Source organism: Methylibium sp. Root1272, assembly GCF_001425905.1.
In the GTDB taxonomy this organism is placed as follows: Bacteria; Pseudomonadota; Gammaproteobacteria; order Burkholderiales; family Burkholderiaceae_C; genus Methylibium.
The window spans coordinates 541,058-562,945 of record NZ_LMDY01000013.1; the positions used below are offsets into that span (position 1 = coordinate 541,058).

The 21,888-nt window shown below is 70.3% G+C and carries 18 protein-coding genes; 11 read left to right on the top strand and 7 right to left on the bottom strand.

Going from position 1 to position 21,888, the window contains the following annotated elements:
- Nucleotides 1–94: 94 nt before the first annotated feature.
- The 6 genes from ASC67_RS11600 to argS form a co-directional block, all read right to left on the bottom strand.
- Nucleotides 95–1,618, bottom strand: a complete 1,524-nt coding sequence (locus ASC67_RS11600) for an RNA polymerase factor sigma-54 (RefSeq protein WP_056320150.1) — start codon at nt 1,616–1,618, stop codon at nt 95–97.
- Nucleotides 1,618–2,373, bottom strand: coding sequence for an LPS export ABC transporter ATP-binding protein (gene lptB / locus ASC67_RS11605; protein ID WP_056320153.1), 756 nt, complete (start codon nt 2,371–2,373; stop codon nt 1,618–1,620). The genes ASC67_RS11600 and lptB overlap by 1 nt, the downstream gene beginning before the upstream one ends.
- Entirely contained in the window at nt 2,370–2,984 is a 615-nt protein-coding gene (gene lptA, locus ASC67_RS11610; RefSeq protein WP_235566294.1) for a lipopolysaccharide transport periplasmic protein LptA, read from the bottom strand. The genes lptB and lptA overlap by 4 nt, the downstream gene beginning before the upstream one ends.
- A 107-nt stretch (nt 2,985–3,091) precedes the next feature.
- Entirely contained in the window at nt 3,092–3,736 is a 645-nt protein-coding gene (locus ASC67_RS11615) for a thiol:disulfide interchange protein DsbA/DsbL (protein ID WP_056320161.1), read from the bottom strand.
- Nucleotides 3,737–3,795: 59 nt separating this feature from the next.
- A complete protein-coding gene (locus ASC67_RS11620) occupies nt 3,796–4,431 on the bottom strand; it encodes an SPOR domain-containing protein (RefSeq protein ID WP_056320166.1) in 636 nt (211 codons plus the stop codon).
- Nucleotides 4,432–4,442: 11 nt separating this feature from the next.
- On the bottom strand, nt 4,443–6,128 hold the full coding sequence (argS, locus tag ASC67_RS11625; RefSeq protein WP_056320169.1) for an arginine--tRNA ligase: 1,686 nt from the start codon (nt 6,126–6,128) through the stop codon (nt 4,443–4,445).
- 130 nt (nt 6,129–6,258) lie between these two features.
- Between argS and ASC67_RS11630 the strand changes: the two genes are divergently transcribed.
- Together ASC67_RS11630 and ASC67_RS11635 are read left to right on the top strand one after the other, a co-directional pair.
- Nucleotides 6,259–7,602, top strand: a complete 1,344-nt coding sequence (locus tag ASC67_RS11630) for a serine/threonine-protein kinase (protein ID WP_056320172.1) — start codon at nt 6,259–6,261, stop codon at nt 7,600–7,602.
- 140 nt (nt 7,603–7,742) lie between these two features.
- A complete protein-coding gene (locus tag ASC67_RS11635; protein ID WP_056320176.1) occupies nt 7,743–8,105 on the top strand; it encodes a hypothetical protein in 363 nt (120 codons plus the stop codon).
- Between the two features lie 30 nt (nt 8,106–8,135).
- Here the strand turns inward: ASC67_RS11635 and ASC67_RS11640 are convergent, their stop codons facing one another.
- Complete coding sequence (locus ASC67_RS11640; protein ID WP_056320181.1) at nt 8,136–9,050, bottom strand: LysR family transcriptional regulator; 915 nt, start codon at nt 9,048–9,050, stop codon at nt 8,136–8,138.
- A 109-nt stretch (nt 9,051–9,159) separates the two neighbouring features.
- On the opposite strand from ASC67_RS11640, the gene ASC67_RS11645 reads away from it, so the two are divergent.
- The 9 genes from ASC67_RS11645 (at nt 9,160) to ASC67_RS11685 (ending at nt 21,855) form a co-directional block, all read left to right on the top strand.
- Complete coding sequence (locus ASC67_RS11645) at nt 9,160–9,870, top strand: haloacid dehalogenase type II (RefSeq protein WP_056320185.1); 711 nt, start codon at nt 9,160–9,162, stop codon at nt 9,868–9,870.
- Nucleotides 9,871–9,895: 25 nt separating this feature from the next.
- Nucleotides 9,896–11,482 carry a malate synthase A gene (gene aceB, locus ASC67_RS11650; RefSeq protein ID WP_056320189.1) on the top strand — a complete coding sequence of 529 codons (1,587 nt, stop codon included), beginning with the start codon at nt 9,896–9,898 and terminating at the stop codon, nt 11,480–11,482.
- A 113-nt stretch (nt 11,483–11,595) separates the two neighbouring features.
- Nucleotides 11,596–12,933 (top strand): NAD(P)/FAD-dependent oxidoreductase, encoded by a 1,338-nt coding sequence (locus ASC67_RS11655; RefSeq protein WP_056320193.1) that lies wholly within the window; start codon nt 11,596–11,598, stop codon nt 12,931–12,933.
- Between the two features lie 531 nt (nt 12,934–13,464).
- On the top strand, nt 13,465–14,031 hold the full coding sequence (locus tag ASC67_RS11660; RefSeq protein WP_056320197.1) for a sigma-70 family RNA polymerase sigma factor: 567 nt from the start codon (nt 13,465–13,467) through the stop codon (nt 14,029–14,031).
- Complete coding sequence (locus tag ASC67_RS11665) at nt 14,028–14,768, top strand: anti-sigma factor domain-containing protein (RefSeq protein WP_056320201.1); 741 nt, start codon at nt 14,028–14,030, stop codon at nt 14,766–14,768. Before ASC67_RS11660 ends, ASC67_RS11665 begins: the two co-directional genes overlap by 4 nt.
- Nucleotides 14,769–14,877: 109 nt before the next feature.
- Entirely contained in the window at nt 14,878–16,941 is a 2,064-nt protein-coding gene (locus ASC67_RS11670; RefSeq protein WP_056320206.1) for a M13 family metallopeptidase, read from the top strand.
- Nucleotides 16,942–17,029: 88 nt separating this feature from the next.
- Complete coding sequence (locus ASC67_RS11675; protein ID WP_056320210.1) at nt 17,030–18,292, top strand: NAD(P)/FAD-dependent oxidoreductase; 1,263 nt, start codon at nt 17,030–17,032, stop codon at nt 18,290–18,292.
- Between the two features lie 130 nt (nt 18,293–18,422).
- Nucleotides 18,423–20,750 carry an AAA family ATPase gene (locus tag ASC67_RS11680; protein WP_056320214.1) on the top strand — a complete coding sequence of 776 codons (2,328 nt, stop codon included), beginning with the start codon at nt 18,423–18,425 and terminating at the stop codon, nt 20,748–20,750.
- Between the two features lie 31 nt (nt 20,751–20,781).
- Entirely contained in the window at nt 20,782–21,855 is a 1,074-nt protein-coding gene (locus ASC67_RS11685; protein WP_056320217.1) for a homocysteine S-methyltransferase family protein, read from the top strand.
- Nucleotides 21,856–21,888 lie beyond the last annotated feature (33 nt).

Sequence of the window (21,888 nt, forward strand, 5' to 3'; positions counted from 1 at the left end):
GCGTGCAGAGGGGTTCGAGGGTTGCGCTTGCGCCTCGGTGGACGCCGGGCGGGGCGCTGGGTCTTGTGGCCGGTTCGGGCCCGAGACCTCGGCCTCACATCATCGTGCGCCGCAGGTTGGCCGGCGCGATCTTCAGCGCCTCGCGGTACTTCGCCACCGTGCGGCGCGCCACCTGGATGCCCTGCTCCTCCAGCATGCTGCTGAGCTGGCTGTCCGACAGCGGCTTCTTCGCGTCTTCGGCACTGACCAGCTGCTTGATCAGCGCGCGCACCGCGGTGCTCGACGCGTTGCCGCCAGCCTCGGTGTTGAGCGAGGAGCCGAAGAAGTACTTCAGCTCGAAGGTGCCGTAGGGCGTGGACATGTACTTGGCCGTGGTCACGCGCGAGATGGTCGACTCGTGCAGGCCCAGCTCGTCGGCGATCTCGCGCAGCACCAGCGGCTTCATCGCGATCGCGCCGTGGCTGAAGAAGGCCTTCTGCCGCTCGACGATGGCCTGCGAGACACGCTGGATGGTGTCGAAGCGCTGCAGGATGTTCTTCATGAACCAGCGCGCCTCCTGCAGCCGCGAGCTCAGGCCCGCGCCCGATTCGGTGCGCGCGCCGCGCTGCTGCTTGATCGCCTGCGCGTAGAGGTCATTGATGCGCAGCTTGGGCATCACGTCGGGATTGAGCACGACGCGCCAGCCGCGGCCGGCCTTCTGCACGATCACGTCGGGCACGATGATGTTGGCCTCGGCCTTGGTGAAGGGCCGGCCGGGCTTGGGCTCGCAGCGCACGATCAGCGCCTGCGCGGCCTTCAGCAGCTCCTCGTCGGCGCCGGTGGCGGCCATCAGCTTCTTGCCGTCGCGCCGGGCCAGCAGCTCGAGGTGGTACTTGCAGATCAGGATCGCGATCATCTGCGCCTCGCAGCGCGGCCCGGCCCGCAACTGCAGCGTCAGGCACTCCGACAGGTCGCGCGCACCGACGCCCAGCGGCTCCAGGTTGTGCAGCCACTTCAGCGCGCAGCGCAGGCGGTCGAGCAGTTCCTCGACCGCGATGTCGTCCTCGTCGCCGGCCAGGCGTTGGGCGATCTCTTCCAGAGGGTCGGCCAGGTAGCCGTCCTCGTCGAGCGACTCGATCAGCACCATCACCGCGCCGCGGTCCTCGTCGCTCAGTCGCATGCCGCGCAACTGGTCGCGCAGATGGTCCTGCAGGCTGACCCCGGCGCTGCTGCGCTCCATGGGGTCGAACTCGTCGCTGTCGTTGTTGCTGGCCTTGCCGGGCGTCTCACGGATGCCGTCGAAGTCCTCGCGCTCGGTGCCGTTCTCCCAGTCCTCGCGCTCGGTGGTGCCGAAATCGGCCGCGTCCACCGCCACGGGCTCGGGGTCGGCGGCCACCTCGGACCCCGAGCCCTCCCAGGCTTCGTCGGCCTGGCGCTCGGTGACCGTGGCGCGCTCCACCGGTGCGTCGAACGGGGTCGGCGCGTCTTCCTCCACTTCGAGGAAGGGGTTCTGCTCCAGCATCTGCTCGACTTCCTGGTGAAGCTCGAGCGTGGACAGCTGCAGCAGCCGGATCGACTGCTGCAGCTGCGGCGTCAGCGCCAGATGCTGCGAAAAACGGACCTGCAGGGAAGGCTTCATTACATCCTGAAGTGCTCGCCGAGGTAGACCTTGCGGACGTCGGGGTTCTCGACGATCTGCTCGGGGGTGCCTTCGGCCAGCACGCGTCCTTCACTGATGATGTAGGCGCGGTGGCAGATGCCCAGGGTCTCGCGCACGTTGTGGTCGGTGATCAGCACGCCGATGCCGCGGCTCTTGAGGAAACCGATGATTCGCTGGATCTCGATCACCGCGATCGGATCGACGCCGGCGAACGGCTCGTCGAGCAGGATGAAGCGCGGCTGCGTGGCCAGCGCGCGGGCGATCTCGACGCGCCGCCGCTCGCCGCCCGACAGCGCCGGGGCCGGGCTGTCGCGCAGCTTGTCGATCGACAGGTCGTGCAGCAGGCCGTCGAGCAGCTCGTCGATGCGGGCCTTGGTGTAGGCCTTGCCGCGCTCGTCGAACTGCAGCTCCAGCACCGCGCGGATGTTCTCCTCGACGGTGAGCTTGCGGAAGATCGAGGCCTCCTGCGGCAGGTAGGACAGCCCGAGGCGCGAGCGCTGGTGGATCGGCAGGCGCTCGATCGGCGCGCCGTCGATGCGGATCTCGCCGGCGTCGGCGCGCACCAGGCCCACGATCATGTAGAAGCTGGTGGTCTTGCCGGCGCCGTTCGGGCCGAGCAAGCCCACCACCTCGCCGGCCGCGACCGCCAGATGCACGTCCTTGACGACCTTGCGGGCGCCGTAGCTCTTCTGCAGTCCGCGAGCCTCCAGGCGGCTCGCCGTCGCCGTGTTCATGGCCGCGCCCCTGCCCCGGAGTTGGGCGCCGAGGCCGGGTTCTCGCGCGGCGTCAGCACACCGCGCACCCGGCCCGGTGCGGCCGCGGAGGCCGGGCCGCCGAGCACCTGGAACACCTCGGTCACGTTGTCGTAGGAGATGGTGTTGCCGGCCACCTCGTCGGCCAGCGTGCTGCCGCGAAAGCGCCGCAGCACGGCCTGGTTCACGAGCCGCACGGTGTCGCCGCGGCCGTCGTACTCGAGCCGCTCGGCCTCGCCCTCGATGTACTCGTCGTTGCTGCCGCGCTTCTGGCGGAAGTAGGCGCGCTTGTTCGGCCAGCCGGTGGCGACCGCAGACTGGTAGCCCTCGGGGCTCTGGCGCACCTCGACCCGATCGGCGCGGATGACGATGCTGCCCTTGGTGATCTCGACGTTGCCCGACAGGATGTTGAGCTGCTTGACCTCATCGACCCGCGCCGAATCGGCGGTGAAGGCCAGCGGCTGGCTGCGGTCACTCTTGTCGGCCGCGAAGGCCGGCAGCACGGCCAGCCCCAGCACCGCCAGGAAGGCCCGGCAAAGGGGCTGCGTCAGCTTGGTGCGCTGCAATGCAGGGTAGGGGGTCGGAGAAGACATGAAGGGAATCGGCATGAATCTTGCTGCCGATTCTAGGGTGAGTTCGACCGCTTGCCACGGCCGGCGGCCGCTCCGACGGCCGCTGTCGCGTCGACGCCAAACGAGGGTCAGCCGCTCTTGCGAATCTGGGCGATCAGGTGGTCGGTGATTGCCAGCGCGCGGTCGTTGCTGCCGGCCAGCGAACCCGAGGTGTAGTAGGCCCCGTTGATGCCGATCGCCGGCGTGCCGTCGATCTTGTAGCCGGCCGACAGCGCCGCGGCCTGGCGGGCCTTGGTCTGCACCGCGAACGAGTTCATCACGTCGAGGAACTTGGCCTTGTCGACCCCATTCTTGGCCACGAAGTCGCCGATCGCCTCGGGGGTGTTCAGCGGATTGCGTTCCACGTGCATCGCGGTGAAGACCTTGCGGTGCAGCGTGTCGACCAGCCCCTGGGCCTCGATCGCGAAGTACAGCTTCTGGTGCAGCACGAACGGCACTTCGCGGAAGGCGACCGGCAGGCGCCGGAAGTTGATGTCCGGCGGGAGCTTCTTGACCCAGGCCTCGAGCATCGGCTCGAAGGCGTGGCAGTGCGGGCAGCCATACCAGAAGAACTCCACGACCTCGAGTTTCTTCGGATCCTGCGTCGGCTGGCGCTGCGACAGCTTCACGTAGTCCTTGCCCTCGACCGGGCCGCCCTGGGCATGGCCGAGAGCGGGCAGCAGTCCGGCGCAGGTGGTGGCCAGCGACAGGGTCGTGAAGTCACGACGGTTCATGAGCATCCTTTCAGCGATCAGACAGACGCAGCGGTGGAGTCATCCCCGCGCCGCGAAGTTCATTTCTGCACCCGCACCAGCGCCGACACGGTGCCGGCACCGTCCAGCGTTTCCTTCACCTTCTCGGCCTCGGCACGCTGTACGAACGGGCCGACGCGCACACGGTACATCGTCCGGCCCGATTGCTCGCGCTCGGTGATCTTGGACTCGAAGCCCTGGATCGCCAGCTTGGCGCGCTGCGCCTCGGCCTCCTCGGTGCGCGCGTAGGCGCCGGCCTGCACGAAATAGACAAACGCTTCGGAGGCTCCGGTGGTGGACAGGTCGGGCCCGGGCCGGGCCGGGCCGCCGCCGCCGAGGATCGCGGCTGGATCGCGACCATCGGGCGCGGGCCGTGCCGCGCCGGTGGCCGGGCCCGAGGCGGCAGGAGCGGTCGGCGTGCCGGCACCGGAGGCGGCTCCCGCCGGCTTCTTGCCATGCAGCGGCGTGTTGGGATCCCAGTTGCGGTTGCGTTCGGCCTCGGCCGCGTCCTGCTCCGCGGTGCGCTGCGGGACCTTGTTGATGAACGGGATCGGCACCTTGGTGACGTACAGCGCGACGCCCAGCGCGAGCGCCAGGCCGATCAGCAGGCCGACGATCAGGCCGACGATGAAGCCACCGTGCTGCGACGAGCGGCGAGGGAAGGGGAAGAAGGGCATGGCAGCTCCGGTCACATCCTGTCGGGGGCGCTGACGCCGAGCACCGCCAGGCCGTTGCGCAGTACCTGCGCGGTGGCGGCGAGCAGCGCCAGCCGGGCGCGGCTCAGCGCCGGGTCGTCGGTGAGAAAGCGCTCGGCCGCGTAATAGCTGTGGAAGGCGCCGGCCAGATCGCGCAGGTAGAAAGCCACGTCGTGCGGCGCCAGGGTGTCGGCGGCGCCGCTCAGCATCACCGGGTAGGCAGCCAGCTTGAGCATCAGCGCGGCCTCGGTCGGCGCGACCAGCCGCGCCAGGTCGGCCTGGGCCAGCGTGGCCGGGTCGCCGGCCTGCTGCTCGCGCCACTGCACGATGACCGAGCAGATGCGCGCGTGCGCGTACTGCACGTAGTAGACCGGGTTCTCGTCGTTCTTCTTCAGCGCCAGGTCGACGTCGAACACGAACTCGGTGTCGGCCTTGCGGCTGATCAGGAAGAAGCGCACCGCGTCCTTGCCGGTCCAGTCGATCAGGTCGCGCAGCGTCACGTAGCTGCCGGCGCGCTTGGAGATCTTGACCTCCTCGCCGCCGCGCATCACGGTGACCATCTTGTGCAGCACGTAGTCGGGGTAGCCCGAGGGGATGCCCACGTCCGCGGCCTGCAGTCCGGCGCGCACCCGCGCGATCGTGCCGTGGTGGTCGCTGCCCTGGATGTTGATGACCTTGTGGTAGCCGCGCTCCCATTTGTTGACGTGGTAGGCCACGTCGGGCACGAAGTAGGTGTAGCTGCCGTCGGACTTCTTCATGACGCGATCCTTGTCGTCGCCATAGTCGGTGGTGCGCAGCCACAGCGCGCCGCCGTCCTCGAAGGTCTTGCCGGCCGCGACCAGCTTGCCCACCGTCGCGTCGACGCGGCCGGTGGCGTAGAGGCTGGACTCGAGGAAGTAGTGGTCGAACCGGACACCGAAGGCCTGCAGGTCGAGGTCCTGCTCGTGGCGCAGGTAGGCCACCGCGAACTGGCGGATGCCGTCCAGGTCCGCCGGGTCGCCGGAGGCCGTGAACTCGCGGTCGTCGGCCTTGACGGTCTTCTTCGCCAGGAAGTCGGCGGCGATGTCGGCGATGTAGTCGCCGTTGTAGGCGCTCTCGGGCCAGCCCGCGTCGCCCGGCTTCAGGCCCTGGAGGCGCGCCTGGGTCGACGCGGCGAGCGTGCCGATCTGCACGCCGGCGTCGTTGTAATAGAACTCGCGCGTGACCTGCCAGCCCTGGGTCTCGAACAGCTTGCAGATCGCGTCACCGAGCGCCGCCTGGCGGCCGTGGCCGACGTGCAGCGGGCCGGTGGGGTTGGCCGAGACGAACTCGACCAGCGCGCGCTCGGTGGCGGCCGGCTGGCGGCCGAATTCGGTGCCGGCCGCCAGCACCTCGGCGACGATCTGCTGCCTGGTGCTGTCCTTGAGCCGCAGGTTGATGAAGCCGGGGCCTGCGATCTCGAGCGCCGCGACCCAGCGCTGCACCGCCTCGCGCCGCTGCAGCGCGTCGATCAGGGCCTGGGCCAGCTCGCGCGGATTGCGCTTGAGCGGCTTGGCGAGCTGCATCGCCGAGGTGATGGCGAGGTCGCCGTGGGCGGCCTGTTTCGGACTCTCGAAGGCGGCGACGGGGGGCTGCTCGGGCGCCAGTTCGGCGAGCGCATCGCCGAGGGCCGCCAGGAGCTCTTGCTGGGCACGGATCATCGCCGGATTCTAGGGGCGGGGTCGGCACGCGATCGGTGGGCAGTCCTTCACGGCGGGCGGGCCGGCGAGCGTGGCGCGCTTGTCCCTGACATCGGGGCGATGGAAAGATGCGGCCACACTTGCCTCCGCCATGAGTCCACCCGCCGCCGCCCTCGACACCCTCCCGGAACGCATCGGCAAGTACCGCGTGCTGAGCAAGCTCGGCGAGGGGGCGACCAGCGAGGTCTTCCTGTGCCGCGACGACTTCAACGAGCGCGACGTCGCCGTCAAGCGCGTGCGCGCCAGCGCGCTGTCCGACGTGAGCGACGGCGCGCTGCACGCCCGTTTCTTCGCGGCCGAGGCGGCGCTGGTCGGGCGGCTGCAGCACCCCAACGTCGTGCAGATCTTCGACGCGGTGCCCGACCCGACCGAGCCCTACGTGGTGATGGAGCACGTGGCCGGCACCACGCTGCGGCCGTTCTGTCGCGCCGACCAGCTGCTGCCGCTGGACCAGGTGGTGGAAATCGGCTTCAAGTGCGCGATGGCGCTGGGCTACGTGTCGCGCCAGGGCCTGATCCACCGCGACGTGAAGCCGGCCAACCTGCTGACCAGCACCAACGCGAACGGCGACATCATCGACGTGAAGGTCAGCGACTTCGGCAGCGTGCTCAACCTGCAGGCCGACACGACCCAGGTGTTCCGGGTCGGCTCGCTGGCCTACATGTCGCCCGAGCAGCTCGATGGCGGCACGCTCGACGCCCGCGCCGACGTCTACTCGCTCGGCGCCGTGCTCTACCACCTGATCGCCGGCCGACCGCCATTCGACGCCAGCGCGCAGTCGGTGCTGATGGCGCAGATCTACAGCGCCCAGCCGGCTTCGCTGTGCGGCCTGCGCGGCGGGGTCGAGCCGGCGCTCGACGCGGTGATCCAGCGCGCGCTCGCCAAGCGCGCCGACGACCGCTATGCCGACTGGGACGAGTTCGCACAGGCGCTGTCGGCGCTGGTGGCCAACCGCCAGGTGCCGCGCGGCCAGGTCCAGGGCGTGCTCGACTCGGAGCGCTTCACGCTGCTGCGCTCGCTCGAGTTCTTCAGCCAGTTCGGCGACGTCGAGCTGTGGGAGGTGGTGCACCGCTGCGCCTGGCAGCGCTATCCGCTCGGCCACCTGATCTACCGGCGCGGCGAGGAGGGCAACACCTTCCACATCATCGCGGACGGCGCGGTCGACGTGTACCGCGACAGCCAGCGCGTGGCGCATCTCGGCGCCGGCACCTCGGTCGGCGAGATGGCCTACCTGGCGCCGAACCCCGAGCTGCGCCGACACAGCACCGATGTGAGCGTGGTCGCGCCGGCCACGATGATCTCGTTCACACCGGACTCGATGGCGCGGCTGAGCCCCGGTTGCCGCCACCTGTTCGACGAAGCCTTCATCCGCGTGCTGGTGCGCCGCCTGCACGTGGCGCATGAGGCGCTGGCGCATCCGCGGCGGATCGCCTGACCGCGCGGCCAGGCTGACAGCCCGCCATCGGTGGGTCAACGCCCGCGAGCCGCAGACGTTGGATCGCTTGTTGGCCGGGAAGCCCCCGTGCTTCAATGCCGATGGCAATCCCGCCCTCGTCGCTCCGAAGGAGATCCTCGATGAAGAAGCTACTCACTGTCCTGGCGCTGAGCGTTGCGGCGCTGGCGGCTCACGCTGCCGACGCCACTTGCGAGGCCAAGGCGGCCGAGAAGAAGCTGGCGGGCGCCGCCAAGACCAGCTTCGTCAAGAAGTGCCTGGAGGACAGCGGCTCCCTGAGCTGCGATGCCAAGGCGGTCGAGAAGAAGCTGGCCGGCGCCGCCAAGACGAGCTTCGTCACGAAATGCGAGAAGGACGCCGCCGCCGCCACGAGCTGCGAGACCAAGGCGACCGAGAAGAAACTGGCGGGCGCGGCCAAGACCAGCTTCGTCACGAAGTGCGAGAAGGACAGTGCCGGGGCCCCCGCGGCAGCCGCCAGCAAGTGATCGCGCGCCGGCCCGGCGGGCCGGCGCGCTTCAGCGCAGCGGGGGCGACCAGTAGGTGGAATCGCCGTAGGTGTGCTTCAGGAAGTCGATCCACAGCCGCACGCGCAGCGGCAGGTGCTTGCGCTGCGGAAACACCGCGTAGATGCCGTTCGGCGGCGCCGCGAAGGCGTCGAGCAACGTGACCAGCGTGCCGCTGGCCACCTCCTGCTCGACCTCCCAGGTGCTGCGCCAGGCGATGCCATGGCCGGCGAGGCACCAGTCGTGCAGCACCTGGCCGTCGGAGCAGTCGTAGCGGCCGCTCGGCCGCAGGTGCGTCAGTTCGCCGTCGATGCTGAAGGCCCAGCCGCGCGCCTGGCTGGCGTTCGAGCTCAGGGTCAGGCACTGGTGGCGGCCCAGCTCGCCCGGGTGCTGCGGGGTGCCGGCGCGCTGCAGGTAGGCCGGCGCCGCCACGCACAGGCGTCGGTTGTCGGCCAGCCGCAGGCTGACCAGGCTGGAGTCGGGCAGGTCGCCGACGCGCACCGCGCAGTCGTAGCCCTCGTTGACGATGTCGACCACGCGGTCGCTGAGGTTCAGCGACACCGACACGTCGCGATGCGCCTCGGCGAAGCGCGGCACCAGCGGCGCCACGTGACGCCGGCCGAAGCCGGCCGGGGCGGTGAGGCGCAGGTGGCCGCTGGCCTTCACGCCGCCGGCGCTGACGCTGGCCTCGGCGTTGGCCAGGTCGGTCAGCAGGCGCTGGGCATCCTCGAGGAAGGCGCTGCCTTCGTGCGTCAGCGTGATGCGCCGGGTGGTGCGCACCAGCAGCTTCACCCCCAGGCGCTCTTCCAGTGCATCGATGCGGCGGCCGATCACGGCCGGTGCCACGCCCTCGGCGGCGGCGGCGGCGGTCAGGCTGCCCTTGGTGGCGACGGAGGCGAAGGATTCGATCTGCTTGAGGCGATCCATGTCGGGCGAGTCGGCGGGGTTCGGGGCAGATTACTTATGCTCCAGTAAAAGATCAAGCGCAAATCGGTCGCCAAATGCGCACTCAGGTTCGTAATAAAGTGGACTCTCGATGAAATCACCCAAGCCGTCCGTGACCGTCCAAGCCGTGCTGTTCGATGCCTACGGCACGCTGTTCGACGTCTACAGCGTCGGCACGCTGGCCGAGCAGCTGTTCCCCGGACAGGGTGAGGCGCTGGCGGTGCTGTGGCGCGACAAGCAGATCGAGTACACGCGGCTGGTCTCGATGAGCCAGCGCTACCGGCCGTTCTGGGAGCTCACGCGCGCCGGGCTGCGCTACGCCTGCGCGCGGCTGCAGCTCGACCTGACGCCGGAGCGTGAGACCCAGCTGCTCAACCAGTACCGCCACCTCGGTGCCTTTCCCGAGAACAAGGCCGTGCTGACCGCGTTGAAGGCGCGCGGCGTGACCACCGGCATCCTCAGCAACGGCGACCCCGAGATGCTGGGCATCGCGGTGCGCAGCGCCGGTTACGTGGACGACAAGGGCCAGGGCCTGCTCGACCACGTGCTCAGCGTCGAGAGCGTGCAGCGCTTCAAGACCGACCCGGCCGCCTACGCGCTGGGCCCCCAGGCGCTGGGCATTCCGGCGCGGCAGATCCTGTTCGTTTCCAGCAACGGCTGGGACGCGATCGGCGCGACTTGGTACGGTTACTGCACGCTGTGGGTCAACCGCTTCAAACTCCCGCTCGAGGCCCTCGACACCGAGCCGACGCGCACCGGCAGCAGCCTGCGCGACGTGCTCGACTTCTTTCCCAAGACCTGAAACTCCCCGTCCCTAGGAGCTGACCATGACGACCCTCCAACTGCCTGCCGGCCTGCAGATCAACGCGGCGATCCTGCCGGGCTTCGAGACCATCCTCACGCCGGCGGCGCTCGAGCTCGTGGTCAAGCTGCACCGCGCGTTCGAGCCCCGGCGCCAGGAACTGCTGGCCGCGCGTGTGGCCCGCGTGAAGCGGCTCGATGCCGGCGAGCGCCCCGACTTCCTGCCGGAGACGAAGGCGATCCGCGAAGGCGACTGGAAGATCGCGCCGATCCCGAAGGCGCTGGAGTGCCGCCGCGTCGAGATCACCGGCCCGGTCGAGGCCAAGATGGTCATCAACGCCTTCAATTCGGGCGCCGACTCGTACATGACCGACTTCGAGGACAGCAACTCGCCGGTCTGGACGAACCAGATCCAGGGTCAGATCAATCTCTACAAGGCGATCCGCCGCACGCTGACGCTGGGCCAGTCGGGCAAGACCTACAAGCTCAACGACAAGATCGCGACGCTGCAGGTGCGCCCGCGCGGCTGGCACCTCGACGAGAAGCACGTGCTGGTCGACGGACAGCGCGTCTCCGGCGGCATCTTCGACTTCGCGCTGTTCCTCTTCCACAACGCCAAGGAGCAGATCGAGCGTGGCGCCGGCCCGTTCTTCTACCTGCCGAAGATGGAATCGCACCTCGAGGCGCGGCTGTGGAACGACGTCTTCGTCGCCGCCCAGAAGGAGATCGGCCTGCCGCAGGGCACGATCAAGGCGACGGTGCTGATCGAGACCATCCTCGCGGCCTTCGAGATGGACGAGATCCTCTATGAGCTGCGCGAGCACAGCGCCGGGCTGAACGCCGGCCGCTGGGACTACATCTTCTCGTGCATCAAGAAGTTCAAGAACGACCGCGACTTCTGCCTGGCCGACCGCGCCAAGGTCACGATGACCGCGCCCTTCATGCGCGCCTACGCGCTGCTGCTGCTCAAGACCTGCCACAAGCGCGGCGCGCCGGCGATCGGCGGCATGAGCGCGCTGATCCCGATCAAGAACGACCCGGAGAAGAACGCCATCGCGATGGCCGGCATCATCAAGGACAAGCGCCGCGATGCGAACGACGGCTACGACGGCGGCTGGGTCGCGCACCCGGGCCTGGTCGAGTCGGCGATGAAGGAATTCGTCGATGTGCTGGGCGACCGCCCGAACCAGATCGAGCGCCAGAAGCCGTATACGCACATCACCGCCGCGCAACTGCTCGAGTTCGCGCCGGAGGCCCCGATCACCGAGGCCGGGCTGCGCATGAACATCAACGTCGGCATCTACTACCTGGCGTCCTGGCTGGCCGGCAACGGCTGCGTGCCGATCTACAACCTGATGGAAGACGCGGCGACCGCTGAGATCTCGCGTTCGCAGGTGTGGCAGTGGATCCGCAGCCCCAAGGGCGTGCTCGACGACGGCCGCAAGGTCACCGCCGACATGGTGCGCAAGATGGTGGCCGAGGAGCTCAAGGGCATCAAGGACGCCGGCTACGAGGGCCTGACGGTCGATCGTGCCGCCGAGATCTTCGAGCAGATGAGCACCCAGGACGCGTTCGCCGAGTTCCTGACGCTGCCGCTCTACGAAGAGATCTGATCGGCGCCGTGACGGACGGGCTGCTCTGCGGCCTGTCCGTCCCGTGCACCGCGACGCGGCGCGCGACGGTGCGCACGGTTCGTGCATGAGTTCGGGTTAACACCGAGCCCACCATGCCCGACGAACCCTGCACCCGCATCCTCATCGTCGGCGCCGGCTTTGCCGGCACCCAACTCGTGCGTTCGCTGCACCGCAGGCTGCCGCCCGGGGTGGAAACGACGCTGCTCTCCGACGAGAGCTACACCACCTTCAATCCGATGCTGCCGGAGGCGGTCGGTGCCTCGGTCTTCCCGGAGCAGGTGGTCGTTCCGGTGCGCGAGATGACGCGCCAGGGCGGCGCGTGCCGCTTCATCATGGGGTCGGTGACGCAGGTCGATCTGGCCGCGGGCCGCCTGGTCTGCCGCACGCTGGCCGGCGAGCGCGAACTCGCCTACGACCACCTGGTGCTCGCGGTCGGCAACCGGGCCCGGCTCGACCTGCTGCCCGGCATGGCCGAGCACGCGCTGCCGCTGAAGACCGTGGGCGACGCGATGCACATCCGCAACACGGTGCTGCGCCGGCTGGCCTGCATCGAGCTGGAAGACGACGCGTCGGCGCGCCGTGCGCTCGGGCACTTCATCGTCGTCGGCGGCGGCTTCTCCGGGGTCGAGGTGGCCGGCGAACTGGTCGACTGCCTCGCGAGCATCCGCCGCTATTACCCACGCGTGGCGGCCGACGAGTTGCGCGTCACGGTGCTGCAGGGCCTGGACCGGCTGCTGCCCGAGCTGTCGCCCCGGCTCGGCATCGCTGCGCTGAACTCGCTGCGCGAGCGCGGCGTCGATGTGCGGTTGATGGCCCGGGCGACCTGCATCACCGCCGACGGCGTGCAACTGGGCGACGGGGAATTCATCGAGGGGCGCACCGTGATCGGCACCATCGGCACCGCAGCCAACCCGCTGCTGGCCCGACTCGGCCTGCCCCTCAGTGGCGGCCGCGTGGTGGTGGCCGGCGACCTGTCGGTGCCCGGCTATCCCGGGCTGTGGGCGGTGGGCGACTGCGCCTGCGTGCCCAATGCGCTGGACGGCAGCACCGCGCCGCCGACGGCGCAGTTCGCTGTGCGCGAAGCGCAGCACCTTGCGCGCAATCTCGGCGCGGTGGTGACCGGGGCACCGACCACGGCCTTCCGCTATCGCTCGCGCGGCATGATGGCCTCGATCGGTCACCTGAAGGGCGTGGCCGAGGTCGCCGGCCTGCCGCTCACCGGCTGGCCGGCCTGGTTGGTGTGGCGCGCCTACTACCTGTCGCAGATGCCGTCCTTCGGGCGGCGGCTGCGCATCTTCTTCGAGTGGTTCTGGGGCATGTTCTACCCACCCGACATCACCCACCTGCGCTTCACCCGCAGCGCCGAACTCGGCAGCGACGAGGAGCGGCGGCAACGCGAGGCGAGTGCCACCGCAGCCGCAACGGTGTGATGCGGCATTGAACGCGAGCGCCGCGCCGGTCCGCTGTGTTGCGTTCATGTCCTCCGTCCCGGACTCCGTCCGGGCCTCCCCCTCTACTTCACTCCACACAGCGGCCCGTCACGGCGCTTCGATACACCGTGGCGCGCTGGCTTTAAATACCTTCGCACGCTAAGGTCGTGCGTGCTGAGCGGGACGTCGGGTGAATGGCGGAGTGAGGTTAAGGAGGAGGGCCGGGCGCAAGCCCGGCACGGGGGACACGAACGGAGCCGTTTGCCCGGCGGCCTGGTCAGCGGCGCTCGGTACCAGCATGAAAAACGTCAACGCCAGCCTTGCGATGCTGCACGTGAGCTCTCCGCACATCGGATTTCGTCATGCTGCATCCAGACGGCTGCATCCGCAGGACTCTCGGCCCCGTAGTACCGGAACCACCGACCGGTGCATCGCGCCGCACCTGCCGTGTCCGCCTGAATCCCGCCATGCCCACCCGCCCCTCGCCCTGCTGGTACGCCGCCGCAGCCTGTGCTGACAGAATCGACGCACATGTCCAGCAGTCCCCCCAGCCGCACGGCCGATCCTTTCGACTACGAATCGGCGCTCGAAGCCTGCGCCCGTGGCGAGCGCTTCGCACTGCGGGCGCTCTACGAGCGCGAGGCGCGCTGGCTGCTCGGCGTGGCCTTGCGCATCGTGCGGGACCGCGATACCGCGCACGACGTGCTGCAGGACGCCTTCCTGCAGGTCTGGCAGCGGGCGTCGAGCTACCAGCGCGCGCTCGGGTCGGCGCGCGGCTGGATCTACACCGTGGTGCGCCATCGCGCGCTCGACGAGGCGCGCCGCACGCGCCGCGAGACGCCGGTGGGTGACGAGCTCGAGGCGCTGGCCGACCAGCACGCCGTGTCGAACGCAGCGCATGAACTGCCGCACGCCGATGCGGCCTCGCTGTCGCGCTGCATGGAGACGCTGGACGAGCGCAAGCGCGACTGCATCGTCTATGCCTTCGTCGAGGGCTATACCCACGAGCAGATCGCGCAGCAGACCGCCACGCCGGTCGGCACCGTGAAGTCGTGGATCCGGCGCGGCCTGCTGTCGCTGAAGGAGTGCCTGTCGTGAGCCTCGACGATCCGCACGAGCGCAGCGCCACTGCAGGCGAGTATGTGCTGGGCACGCTGGACGCCGCCGAGCGCGCCGAGTTCGAGCGCGCGCTGAAGGAAGACGTCGCGCTGCAGGCCGAGGTCTACGTGTGGCAGGACCGCCTGCTCGGCCTGGCGGGCCGTGTCGCGCCAGCCGAGCCGGCGGCCGGCCTGTGGTCGGCCATCGAAGCCAGCCTGCGGCCCGGCGCGGCCGCGTCGGCGGGCGCCGTGGCGCCTGCTGCGTCTGTGCCCCCAGCCGCCAACGACCCGGCGTGGCGCCGCCTGCGGCGCTGGCAGTGGACCAGCGGCCTGGCGATCGCCGCCTCGCTGGTGCTGGCCACGCTGCTGGTGCTGCGCGCGCCGGCGCCGGCCGACGCGACGCGCTACCTCGCGGTGCTGCAGGCACCGGGCAGCAACGCCACCGGCTGGGTCGTCGAGGCCACGGCCGGGGGGCAGTTGCGGCTGGTGCCGGTCGGCACGACCGAGGCCGTGCCGCCGGGCAAGGCGCTGCAGTTCTGGACCAAGGCCGAAGGCGCCGCGGGGCCGACCTCGCTCGGACTGGTGCGCGCCGGGCAGGTCACCGAATTGCCGGTCGCGACGCTGCCGACGCTGGAGGCCCGGCAGTTGTTCGAGCTCACGCTGGAGCCCGAAACCGGCTCGCCGATCGGCCGGCCGACCGGACCGATCCTGTTCGTCGGCCGCTCGGTGCGCCTGTAGCCGCAGGCAACGCCGGCGGCGCGGGTTTGCGGCAGGCACTAGAGTGGATGGAAAGCGCCGAGGCGATGCGCCGCCGCACGCGCAGCCCTGACCGCCTGGAGACTTCATCTTGAGTCCGCACGAGCCGCCCTTCCGTCCTGTCCACGCTTGCGGGCTGCACCGAGCCCTGTTCGGCCCCGAGCCGGCGTCGGGCCAGGCCGAGCCGGGCCGTGCCGCGGCGGCGTCGGGCATCGAGCAGGCCTGCTTCGACCGCTCGGTGCGCGTGCAGGACGACCTGTTCCGCCATGTCAATGGCGCCTGGCTGAAGCACACGGCCATTCCGGCCGACCGCGCGTCCACTGGCGCCTTCATGCAGATCCACGATCGCATCCAGGATCAGCTGCTGGCGCTGATCGACGAGGCTGCCGTCGATAGCCAGGACGGCGAAGCGCGGCAGATCGGCGACCTGTATGCCAGCTTCATGGACGAGGCGGCGATCGAGGCGCGCGGCCTCGCGCCGTTGCAGGCCGAGCTGGCGGCGGTCGCCGCGATCGCCGATCGCGCCCAGTTCGGCGCGTGGCTCGCCGAGGCCGTCGGCGCAGGCTTGGGCACGCCGCTGGCGCTGCACATCGGGCAGGACGACCGCGATTCGACGCGCTACGTGCCCTTCCTGTTGCAAGGCGGCCTGGGCTTGCCCGATCGCGACTACTACCTGCTGGATGACGATGCGCGCTTCGGCGAGGTGCGCGCGCAGTACCGGGCGCACATGGCCGCGATGCTGGTGCTGGCCGGCGAGCCCGCGGCTGCCGCCGAGGCGGCGGCGCAGGCCGTGCTGGCGCTCGAGACCGAGCTCGCCCGAGCGCAGTGGTCGCGCGTCGAGAACCGCGACCCGGTGAAGACCTACAACCGCTGCGACTTCGCCGCGCTGCGCGCGCTGGCGCCGGCGATCGACTGGGACGGCTTCGCCGCACGCACCGGCCTGGCCGGTCGCGCCGAATGGCTGGTGGTCGGCCAGCCGAGCTACCTGGGCGCGCTGTCGGCGCAACTCGCCGACGCACCGCTCGCCACCTGGAAGGCCTACGCGACGCTGCGCGTGCTGTATGCCTACGCGCCCTTCCTGGGCCGGGCGGTCGTCGACACTCGCTTCGCCTTCACCGGCACGGTGTTGCGCGGCACGCCGGAGAACCTGCCACGCTGGAAGCGCGGCGTTGCGCTGGTCGAGGGCTGCCTCGGCGAGGGCCTGGGCAAGCTCTACGTTGCCCGGCACTTTCCGCCGGCCCACAAGGCGCGCATGGAGGCGCTGGTGGCGCAGCTGCTCACGGCCTACCGCCAGAGCCTCGACACGCTGGACTGGATGGGGCCCGCCACGCGCGAGCAGGCCCGGGCCAAGCTGACCCGGCTCGTGACCAAGATCGGCTACCCGGTACGCTGGCGCGACTACCGCGCGCTGGAGATCCGCCGCGACGACCTGATCGGCAACGTGCGGCGCGTGCGCGCGTTCGAGCACGCGCGCCAGCTCGCCCGGCTGGGCCAGCCGATCGACCGCGACGAGTGGGGCATGACGCCGCAGACCGTCAACGCCTACTACAACCCGTCGATGAACGAGATCGTGTTCCCGGCATCCATCCTGCAGCCGCCGTTCTTCGACGCGGACGCCGACGACGCGGTGAACTACGGTGCGATCGGCGCGGTCATCGGCCACGAGATCAGCCACGGCTTCGACGACATGGGCAGCCAGTACGACGCCGAAGGCAACCTGCGCGACTGGTGGACCGCCGAGGATCGCGCCCGCTTCGCTGCCAAGACCGGCGTGCTGGTGGCGCAGTACGGCGCCTACGAACCGCTGCCGGGCTATCCGATCGACGGCGCGCTGTCGCTGGGCGAGAACATCGCCGACAACTCCGGACTGGCCATCGCCTTCCAGGCCTACCAGCGCTCGCTCAGTGGCCGGCCGGCGCCGGTCATCGACGGGCTGGGGGGCGCGCAGCGCTTCTTCTACGGCTTCGCGCAGGTGTGGCGCGGCAAGCAGCGCAAGGCGGCGTTGATCGAGCAGATCAAGGCCGGCCCGCATGCCCCCGGCGAGTTCCGCGCCAACGGCACGGTGCGCAACCATCCCGGCTTCTACGCCACCTTCGGCGTGCAGCCGGGCGACGCGCTCTACCTGCCCGAGGCGGAACGCGTGTCGATCTGGTGAGGTGGCGAGGCGTGCCGCCAAGCCGACGGCTTTCCAGCTTTCTAGAATGCAGGCCGCGCCTTGCCCTGGCCCGTCCGCCCGACGACGCATGCCCCCTGCTCCGCTGAACCGCCCGCTCGCCGACCTGCCTGCCGCCTGTGAGGTGCTGGTGGTCGGTGCCGGCCCGGCCGGCAGCGCGGCGGCCCGCACGCTGGCGCGCGCCGGTGTCGACGTGGTGCTGATCGACCAGCAGGCCTTTCCGCGCGACAAGGTCTGCGGTGATGGCCTGATTCCCGACGCGCACCGTGCGATGGCCAAGCTGGGCGTGCTCGACGAGGTGATGGCGCTCGCGCAGCCGGTGAAACACCTGCGCTGCATCGCGCCGCGCGGCGGCCACATCGACGTGCCGGGCACACTGGCCGTGCTGCCACGCCGCCAGCTCGACCTGGTGCTGTGCCGCGCCGCGGCCGAGGCCGGCGCGCGCATGCATGCGCCGCTGCGCTTCATCGAGCCGATCGACGAAGCAGGTTGTGTTGTCGGCGCTCGCCTGCAGGCCCAGGACGACGGCCGTGAGCCGCGTGAGATCCGTGCCCGCTGGGTGCTGCTGGCCAGCGGGGCGGCGCCGCAGGCCGGCCTCGCGGCCGGTGTGTGCGAGCGCCGCACGCCCAGCGCCGTGGCGCTGCGCGGCTACGTGAAGAACGATGCGATGGTCGGTCGCATCACCGAGCTCGAGGTGGCGTGGCACCGCCGGCTCAAGCCCGGCTACGGCTGGATCTTTCCCTGCCGCGACGGCGTGTTCAACATCGGGGTCGGCGTCGCACAGAGCCGTCACCGCGACGCCCGAGGTCACCATCGCATGCCGGACGTGAACCTGCGCGAGGTCTTCGCAGCGTTCACCGAGGTGCACGCGCCGGCGCGTGCGCTGATGGACGGCGGCACGCTGCTCGGTGAGCTGAAGGGGGCGCCGTTGCGTTGTTCGCTGGAGGGCGCACGCTACTCGCGTCCGGGACTGCTGGTGGCCGGCGAGGCGGCCGGCAGCACCTATGCCCTCACCGGAGAAGGCATCGGCAAGGCGCTCGAGACCGGCGTTCTGGCGGCCGAGGCGGTGATCGAGGGCCGGCGCCTGTCGCTCGCCGACGACGCCGTGCGCGCCCGCTACGAGGCCGACCTCGTGGCGTTGAGGCCGCGCTTCGCGATCTACGAGAAGGCCAACAGCGTCAACGAGCGCCCCTGGCTCGTCGATCTGCTGGTGTGGAGCGCCCGGCGCAGCCCGCGCCGCCTGCAGCGCATGAGCGGCGTGCTCGAGGAAACACACACGCCGGCCAACCTGGTGACGGCGCGCAGTTTCCTGCGGATGGTGTTCGAGCGCTGAGCGCCGCGCCGACACCGGCCTGGTGGCGTAAAGGCTTCGCATTCGCCCTGACTCCCGTCCCGGGGCTTGCTCGCGCGAGCGCCCTGGGCCAAGATGGCCCGCACGGAGTCTTGGTTGTGGAGAAGGGGCCATGGCAAGAAGTACTGCTGACGCCCGTTACGTGCTGTCGCCCGGCCTGGCGGACGCGCCCGTGCTCGACCGGCTGTGCTCGCAGTTCGTGCTGACGCTGGCGTTGCGGCACCTCGGGCGCTTCAACCTGCGGCGCGACTGGAGCGCGCTGCTGTCCCTGACCGGCCGTCACCTGGTGTGGCCGCCCAGCGTGCTGCGGCGGCTGCGCGATTACCTCGGTCAGCGCGTCAAGGCGCACGAGGCCTGGCAGGGCCATGCGGCGCTGAGCGACCTCGCCTTCATCGCCCGCCACGGCGCGTGGCGCGGGCCCTACGAGGAAGGCACGCTGTTCTTCTACATCGACGAGTACGTCAAGGACGCGCCCAAGGACCTGCTGGCGGTGCTGGGTGCCACCGCCGAGTGGCTGCAGCGCAGCGTCAAGAAGGAATCGACGCTGGTGCAGAAGAACATCGATGCGCTGGCCGGCCTGCTGCAGCTCAACCCGGCCGAGCGTGCGCTGCTGCTGTACGGCACGCTGGCGCGCTACCAGCGCGACCTGCGCGGGCTGCTGGTCGAGTTCAAGGTGTCGAGCGCGCAGGAGGCCTATGCGGCGATCGCGCAGGTGGCCGAGGTCGACGAGCGCGAGCTGGCCGAGGCCTTGCGCACCGGCTCGCGGCTCGAGCGCATCGGTATGGTCGAGAACCTGATCTCCGAGCACAACATCACCGACCTGGCCGACCTGATGAAGGTCAGCGAGCAGCTGCCGCCGGTGCTGATGCGCGAGTACCAGGGCCCGAGCGACCTGATGGCGGTGTTCACCAAGCCGGCCACGCCGACCGAGCTCGCGCTGTCCGACTTCGAGTTCGTCGCGGCCGACGCGCAGATGCTGGTGGCGCTGCTGCGGAACGCGGTCGCGCGCCATGAGCCCGGCGTCAACGTGCTGCTCTATGGTCCGCCCGGCACCGGCAAGACCGAACTCGCCAAGGTGGCGGCGCAGGCCGCCGCGCTGGAGCTGTACGAGGTGGAGTCGGCCGACCGCGACGGCAACTCGCTGTCGGGCCGCGACCGCTACCGCTCGCTGCAGATGAGCCAGGTGTTCCTGAAGGGCAGCCCGAACGTCGCGCTGCTGTTCGATGAGGTGGAAGACGTGTTCCCGCCGCTGTCGAACGACGCCGCGCAGTTGATGGCGCGGCTGGAGCAGAGCGACAGCGGCACCTCGAGCTCGGTGGGCGGCAAGGCCTGGGTCAATCAGATCCTCGAGACCAACCCGGTGCCGGTGGTGTGGGTCACCAACCGCATCGAGCAGATCGACCCGGCGTTCCGCCGTCGCTTCCAGTACCACCTGGAGCTGAACTCGCCGCCGCCGGGCGCGCGAGAAGCGATCGTGCAGCGCGCGCTCGAGGGCGTGCAGGCCGCGCCGGAGTTCGTGGCCAGGCTCGCCGGCCGTGCCGGGCTGACGCCGGCGCAGATCCGCACCGCGGTGCGTTTCGCGCGGCTGGCCGGCGGGGACGCGGCCGACGTGACCGACGCGGGCGAGCCGGTGCCGGCGCAGGTGCTGATCGAGCGCCAGCTCGGCAATGCCGACAAGGCGCTGGGCCTGCGCGGGCGCGACACCGCGGCGCGGCCGGCGGTCACGCGCTACGACCTGGGGCTCCTCAACGTCGACACGCGCTTCGAGCTGCCGCGCATCGTCGAGGCGCTCCAGCGCCGCGGCTGCGGCACGCTGTGCCTCTACGGCCCGCCGGGCACCGGCAAGACGGCCCTGGCCGAGCACATCGCCCATGCGCTGCAGCGGCCGCTGGTCGCGAAGCGCGCCTCCGACCTGGTGAGCAAGTACGTCGGCGAGACCGAACAGAACCTCGCGCGCATGTTCGACGAGGCGCAGCGCGAGGGCGCGGTGCTGCTGCTCGACGAGGCCGACAGCTACCTGCGCAGCCGCCAGCGTGCCGAGCGCAACTACGAGGTGACCGAGGTCAACGAGATGCTGCAGGGCATGGAGCGCTTCGGCGGCGTGTTCGTCTGCACCACCAACCTGTTCGAGGAACTCGACGAGGCGGCGCTGCGGCGCTTCTCGTTCAAGATCCGCTTCAAGCCGCTGGAGGCGCCGCAACGCGAGCGCATGTTCGTCGCCGAGGCGCTGGGCGGCGACGCCGCCGCGCTGACCGCGGAGCATCGGAGCCGGCTGGCGGCGCTGGACGTGCTGACGCCGGGCGACTTCGCGGCGGTGCAGCGGCAGGTCGAGTTGCTGGGCGACGTGTTCGAGCCCGACGGCTTCCTCTCGCAGCTCGAGGCCGAGCACCGCGTGAAGCCCGGCGTGCGCGAGCGGCGCGGCATCGGCTTCGTGCAGTAGGGGCATCGGGCCGCCTTCCTACAATCGGGGCATGAGTGCCCTGCCCTACACCCGTGCCGCCCAGTTGCCCGAGCTGCTGAAGCAGCGCATCCTGATCCTCGACGGTGCGATGGGCACGATGATCCAGCGCTACAAGCTCGGCGAGGCCGACTACCGCGGCGTGCGCTTCAAGGACCACGGCAAGGACCTGAAGGGCAACAACGAGCTGCTGCAGTTCACGCGGCCCGACGTCATCGCCGAGATCCACGAGGGCTACCTCGCGGCCGGCGCCGACCTGATCGAGACCAACACCTTCGGCGCGACCACGATCGCCCAGGAGGACTACGGCCTGGCGCCGCTGGCGCGCGAGATGAACGTGGTGGCGGCCCGGCTCGCGCGCGCCGCTTGCGACAAGTTCAGCACGCCGGACAAGCCGCGCTTCGTGGCCGGCGCCTTCGGCCCGACGCCGCGCACTGCGAGCATCAGCCCCGACGTCAACGACCCGGCGGCGCGCAACGTCAGCTTCGACGAACTGCGGGCCGCTTATTACGAGCAGGGCGAGGGTCTGCTCGAGGGCGGGGCCGATCTCTTCCTGGTCGAGACCATCTTCGACACGCTGAACGCCAAGGCGGCGATCTTCGCGATCGACGAGCTGTTCGAGAACACCGGCGAACGCCTGCCGGTCATCATCTCCGGTACCGTCACCGATGCGTCGGGCCGCATCCTCAGCGGCCAGACCGTCAGCGCCTTCTGGCATTCGGTGCGGCACGCGCATCCGGTGGCCGTGGGGCTGAACTGCGCGCTCGGCGCGACGCTGATGCGGCCCTACATCGAGGAGCTGTGCAAGGCCGCGCCCGACACCTTCATTTCCTGCTACCCGAACGCCGGCCTGCCCAATCCGATGAGCGACACCGGCTTCGACGAGACGCCGGCGATCACCGGCGGGCTGGTCGAGGAGTTCGCGCGCGCCGGCTTCCTGAACATCGCCGGCGGCTGCTGCGGCACCACGCCGGACCACATCGCCGAGATCGCCCGGCGCGTCAGCGCCTACCGGCCGCGCGTGCGGCAGGAGCGCTGGATCAGCCAGTTGAGCGAAGAGGCCGACGGCGACCTGCAGACGGCCTGAAGACGCGCGGCCGCCGGGCCGTCGTGCTCATCC

What these genes read in the sequence shown, in the direction of transcription:
- ASC67_RS11640 (WP_056320181.1), bottom strand. Translation starts at nt 9,050, where the DNA reads ATGGATCGCCTCAAGCAGATCGAATCCTTCGCCTCCGTCGCCACCAAG.
- argS (WP_056320169.1), bottom strand. Translation starts at nt 6,128, where the DNA reads ATGATCCGTGCCCAGCAAGAGCTCCTGGCGGCCCTCGGCGATGCGCTC.
- ASC67_RS11600 (WP_056320150.1), bottom strand. Translation starts at nt 1,618, where the DNA reads ATGAAGCCTTCCCTGCAGGTCCGTTTTTCGCAGCATCTGGCGCTGACG.
- ASC67_RS11645 (WP_056320185.1), top strand. Translation starts at nt 9,160, where the DNA reads ATGAAATCACCCAAGCCGTCCGTGACCGTCCAAGCCGTGCTGTTCGAT.
- lptB (WP_056320153.1), bottom strand. Translation starts at nt 2,373, where the DNA reads ATGAACACGGCGACGGCGAGCCGCCTGGAGGCTCGCGGACTGCAGAAG.
- ASC67_RS11675 (WP_056320210.1), top strand. Translation starts at nt 17,030, where the DNA reads ATGCCCCCTGCTCCGCTGAACCGCCCGCTCGCCGACCTGCCTGCCGCC.
- ASC67_RS11655 (WP_056320193.1), top strand. Translation starts at nt 11,596, where the DNA reads ATGCCCGACGAACCCTGCACCCGCATCCTCATCGTCGGCGCCGGCTTT.
- lptA (WP_235566294.1), bottom strand. Translation starts at nt 2,984, where the DNA reads ATGTCTTCTCCGACCCCCTACCCTGCATTGCAGCGCACCAAGCTGACG.
- ASC67_RS11615 (WP_056320161.1), bottom strand. Translation starts at nt 3,736, where the DNA reads ATGAACCGTCGTGACTTCACGACCCTGTCGCTGGCCACCACCTGCGCC.
- ASC67_RS11620 (WP_056320166.1), bottom strand. Translation starts at nt 4,431, where the DNA reads ATGCCCTTCTTCCCCTTCCCTCGCCGCTCGTCGCAGCACGGTGGCTTC.
- ASC67_RS11630 (WP_056320172.1), top strand. Translation starts at nt 6,259, where the DNA reads ATGAGTCCACCCGCCGCCGCCCTCGACACCCTCCCGGAACGCATCGGC.
- ASC67_RS11685 (WP_056320217.1), top strand. Translation starts at nt 20,782, where the DNA reads ATGAGTGCCCTGCCCTACACCCGTGCCGCCCAGTTGCCCGAGCTGCTG.
- aceB (WP_056320189.1), top strand. Translation starts at nt 9,896, where the DNA reads ATGACGACCCTCCAACTGCCTGCCGGCCTGCAGATCAACGCGGCGATC.
- ASC67_RS11680 (WP_056320214.1), top strand. Translation starts at nt 18,423, where the DNA reads ATGGCAAGAAGTACTGCTGACGCCCGTTACGTGCTGTCGCCCGGCCTG.
- ASC67_RS11635 (WP_056320176.1), top strand. Translation starts at nt 7,743, where the DNA reads ATGAAGAAGCTACTCACTGTCCTGGCGCTGAGCGTTGCGGCGCTGGCG.
- ASC67_RS11660 (WP_056320197.1), top strand. Translation starts at nt 13,465, where the DNA reads ATGTCCAGCAGTCCCCCCAGCCGCACGGCCGATCCTTTCGACTACGAA.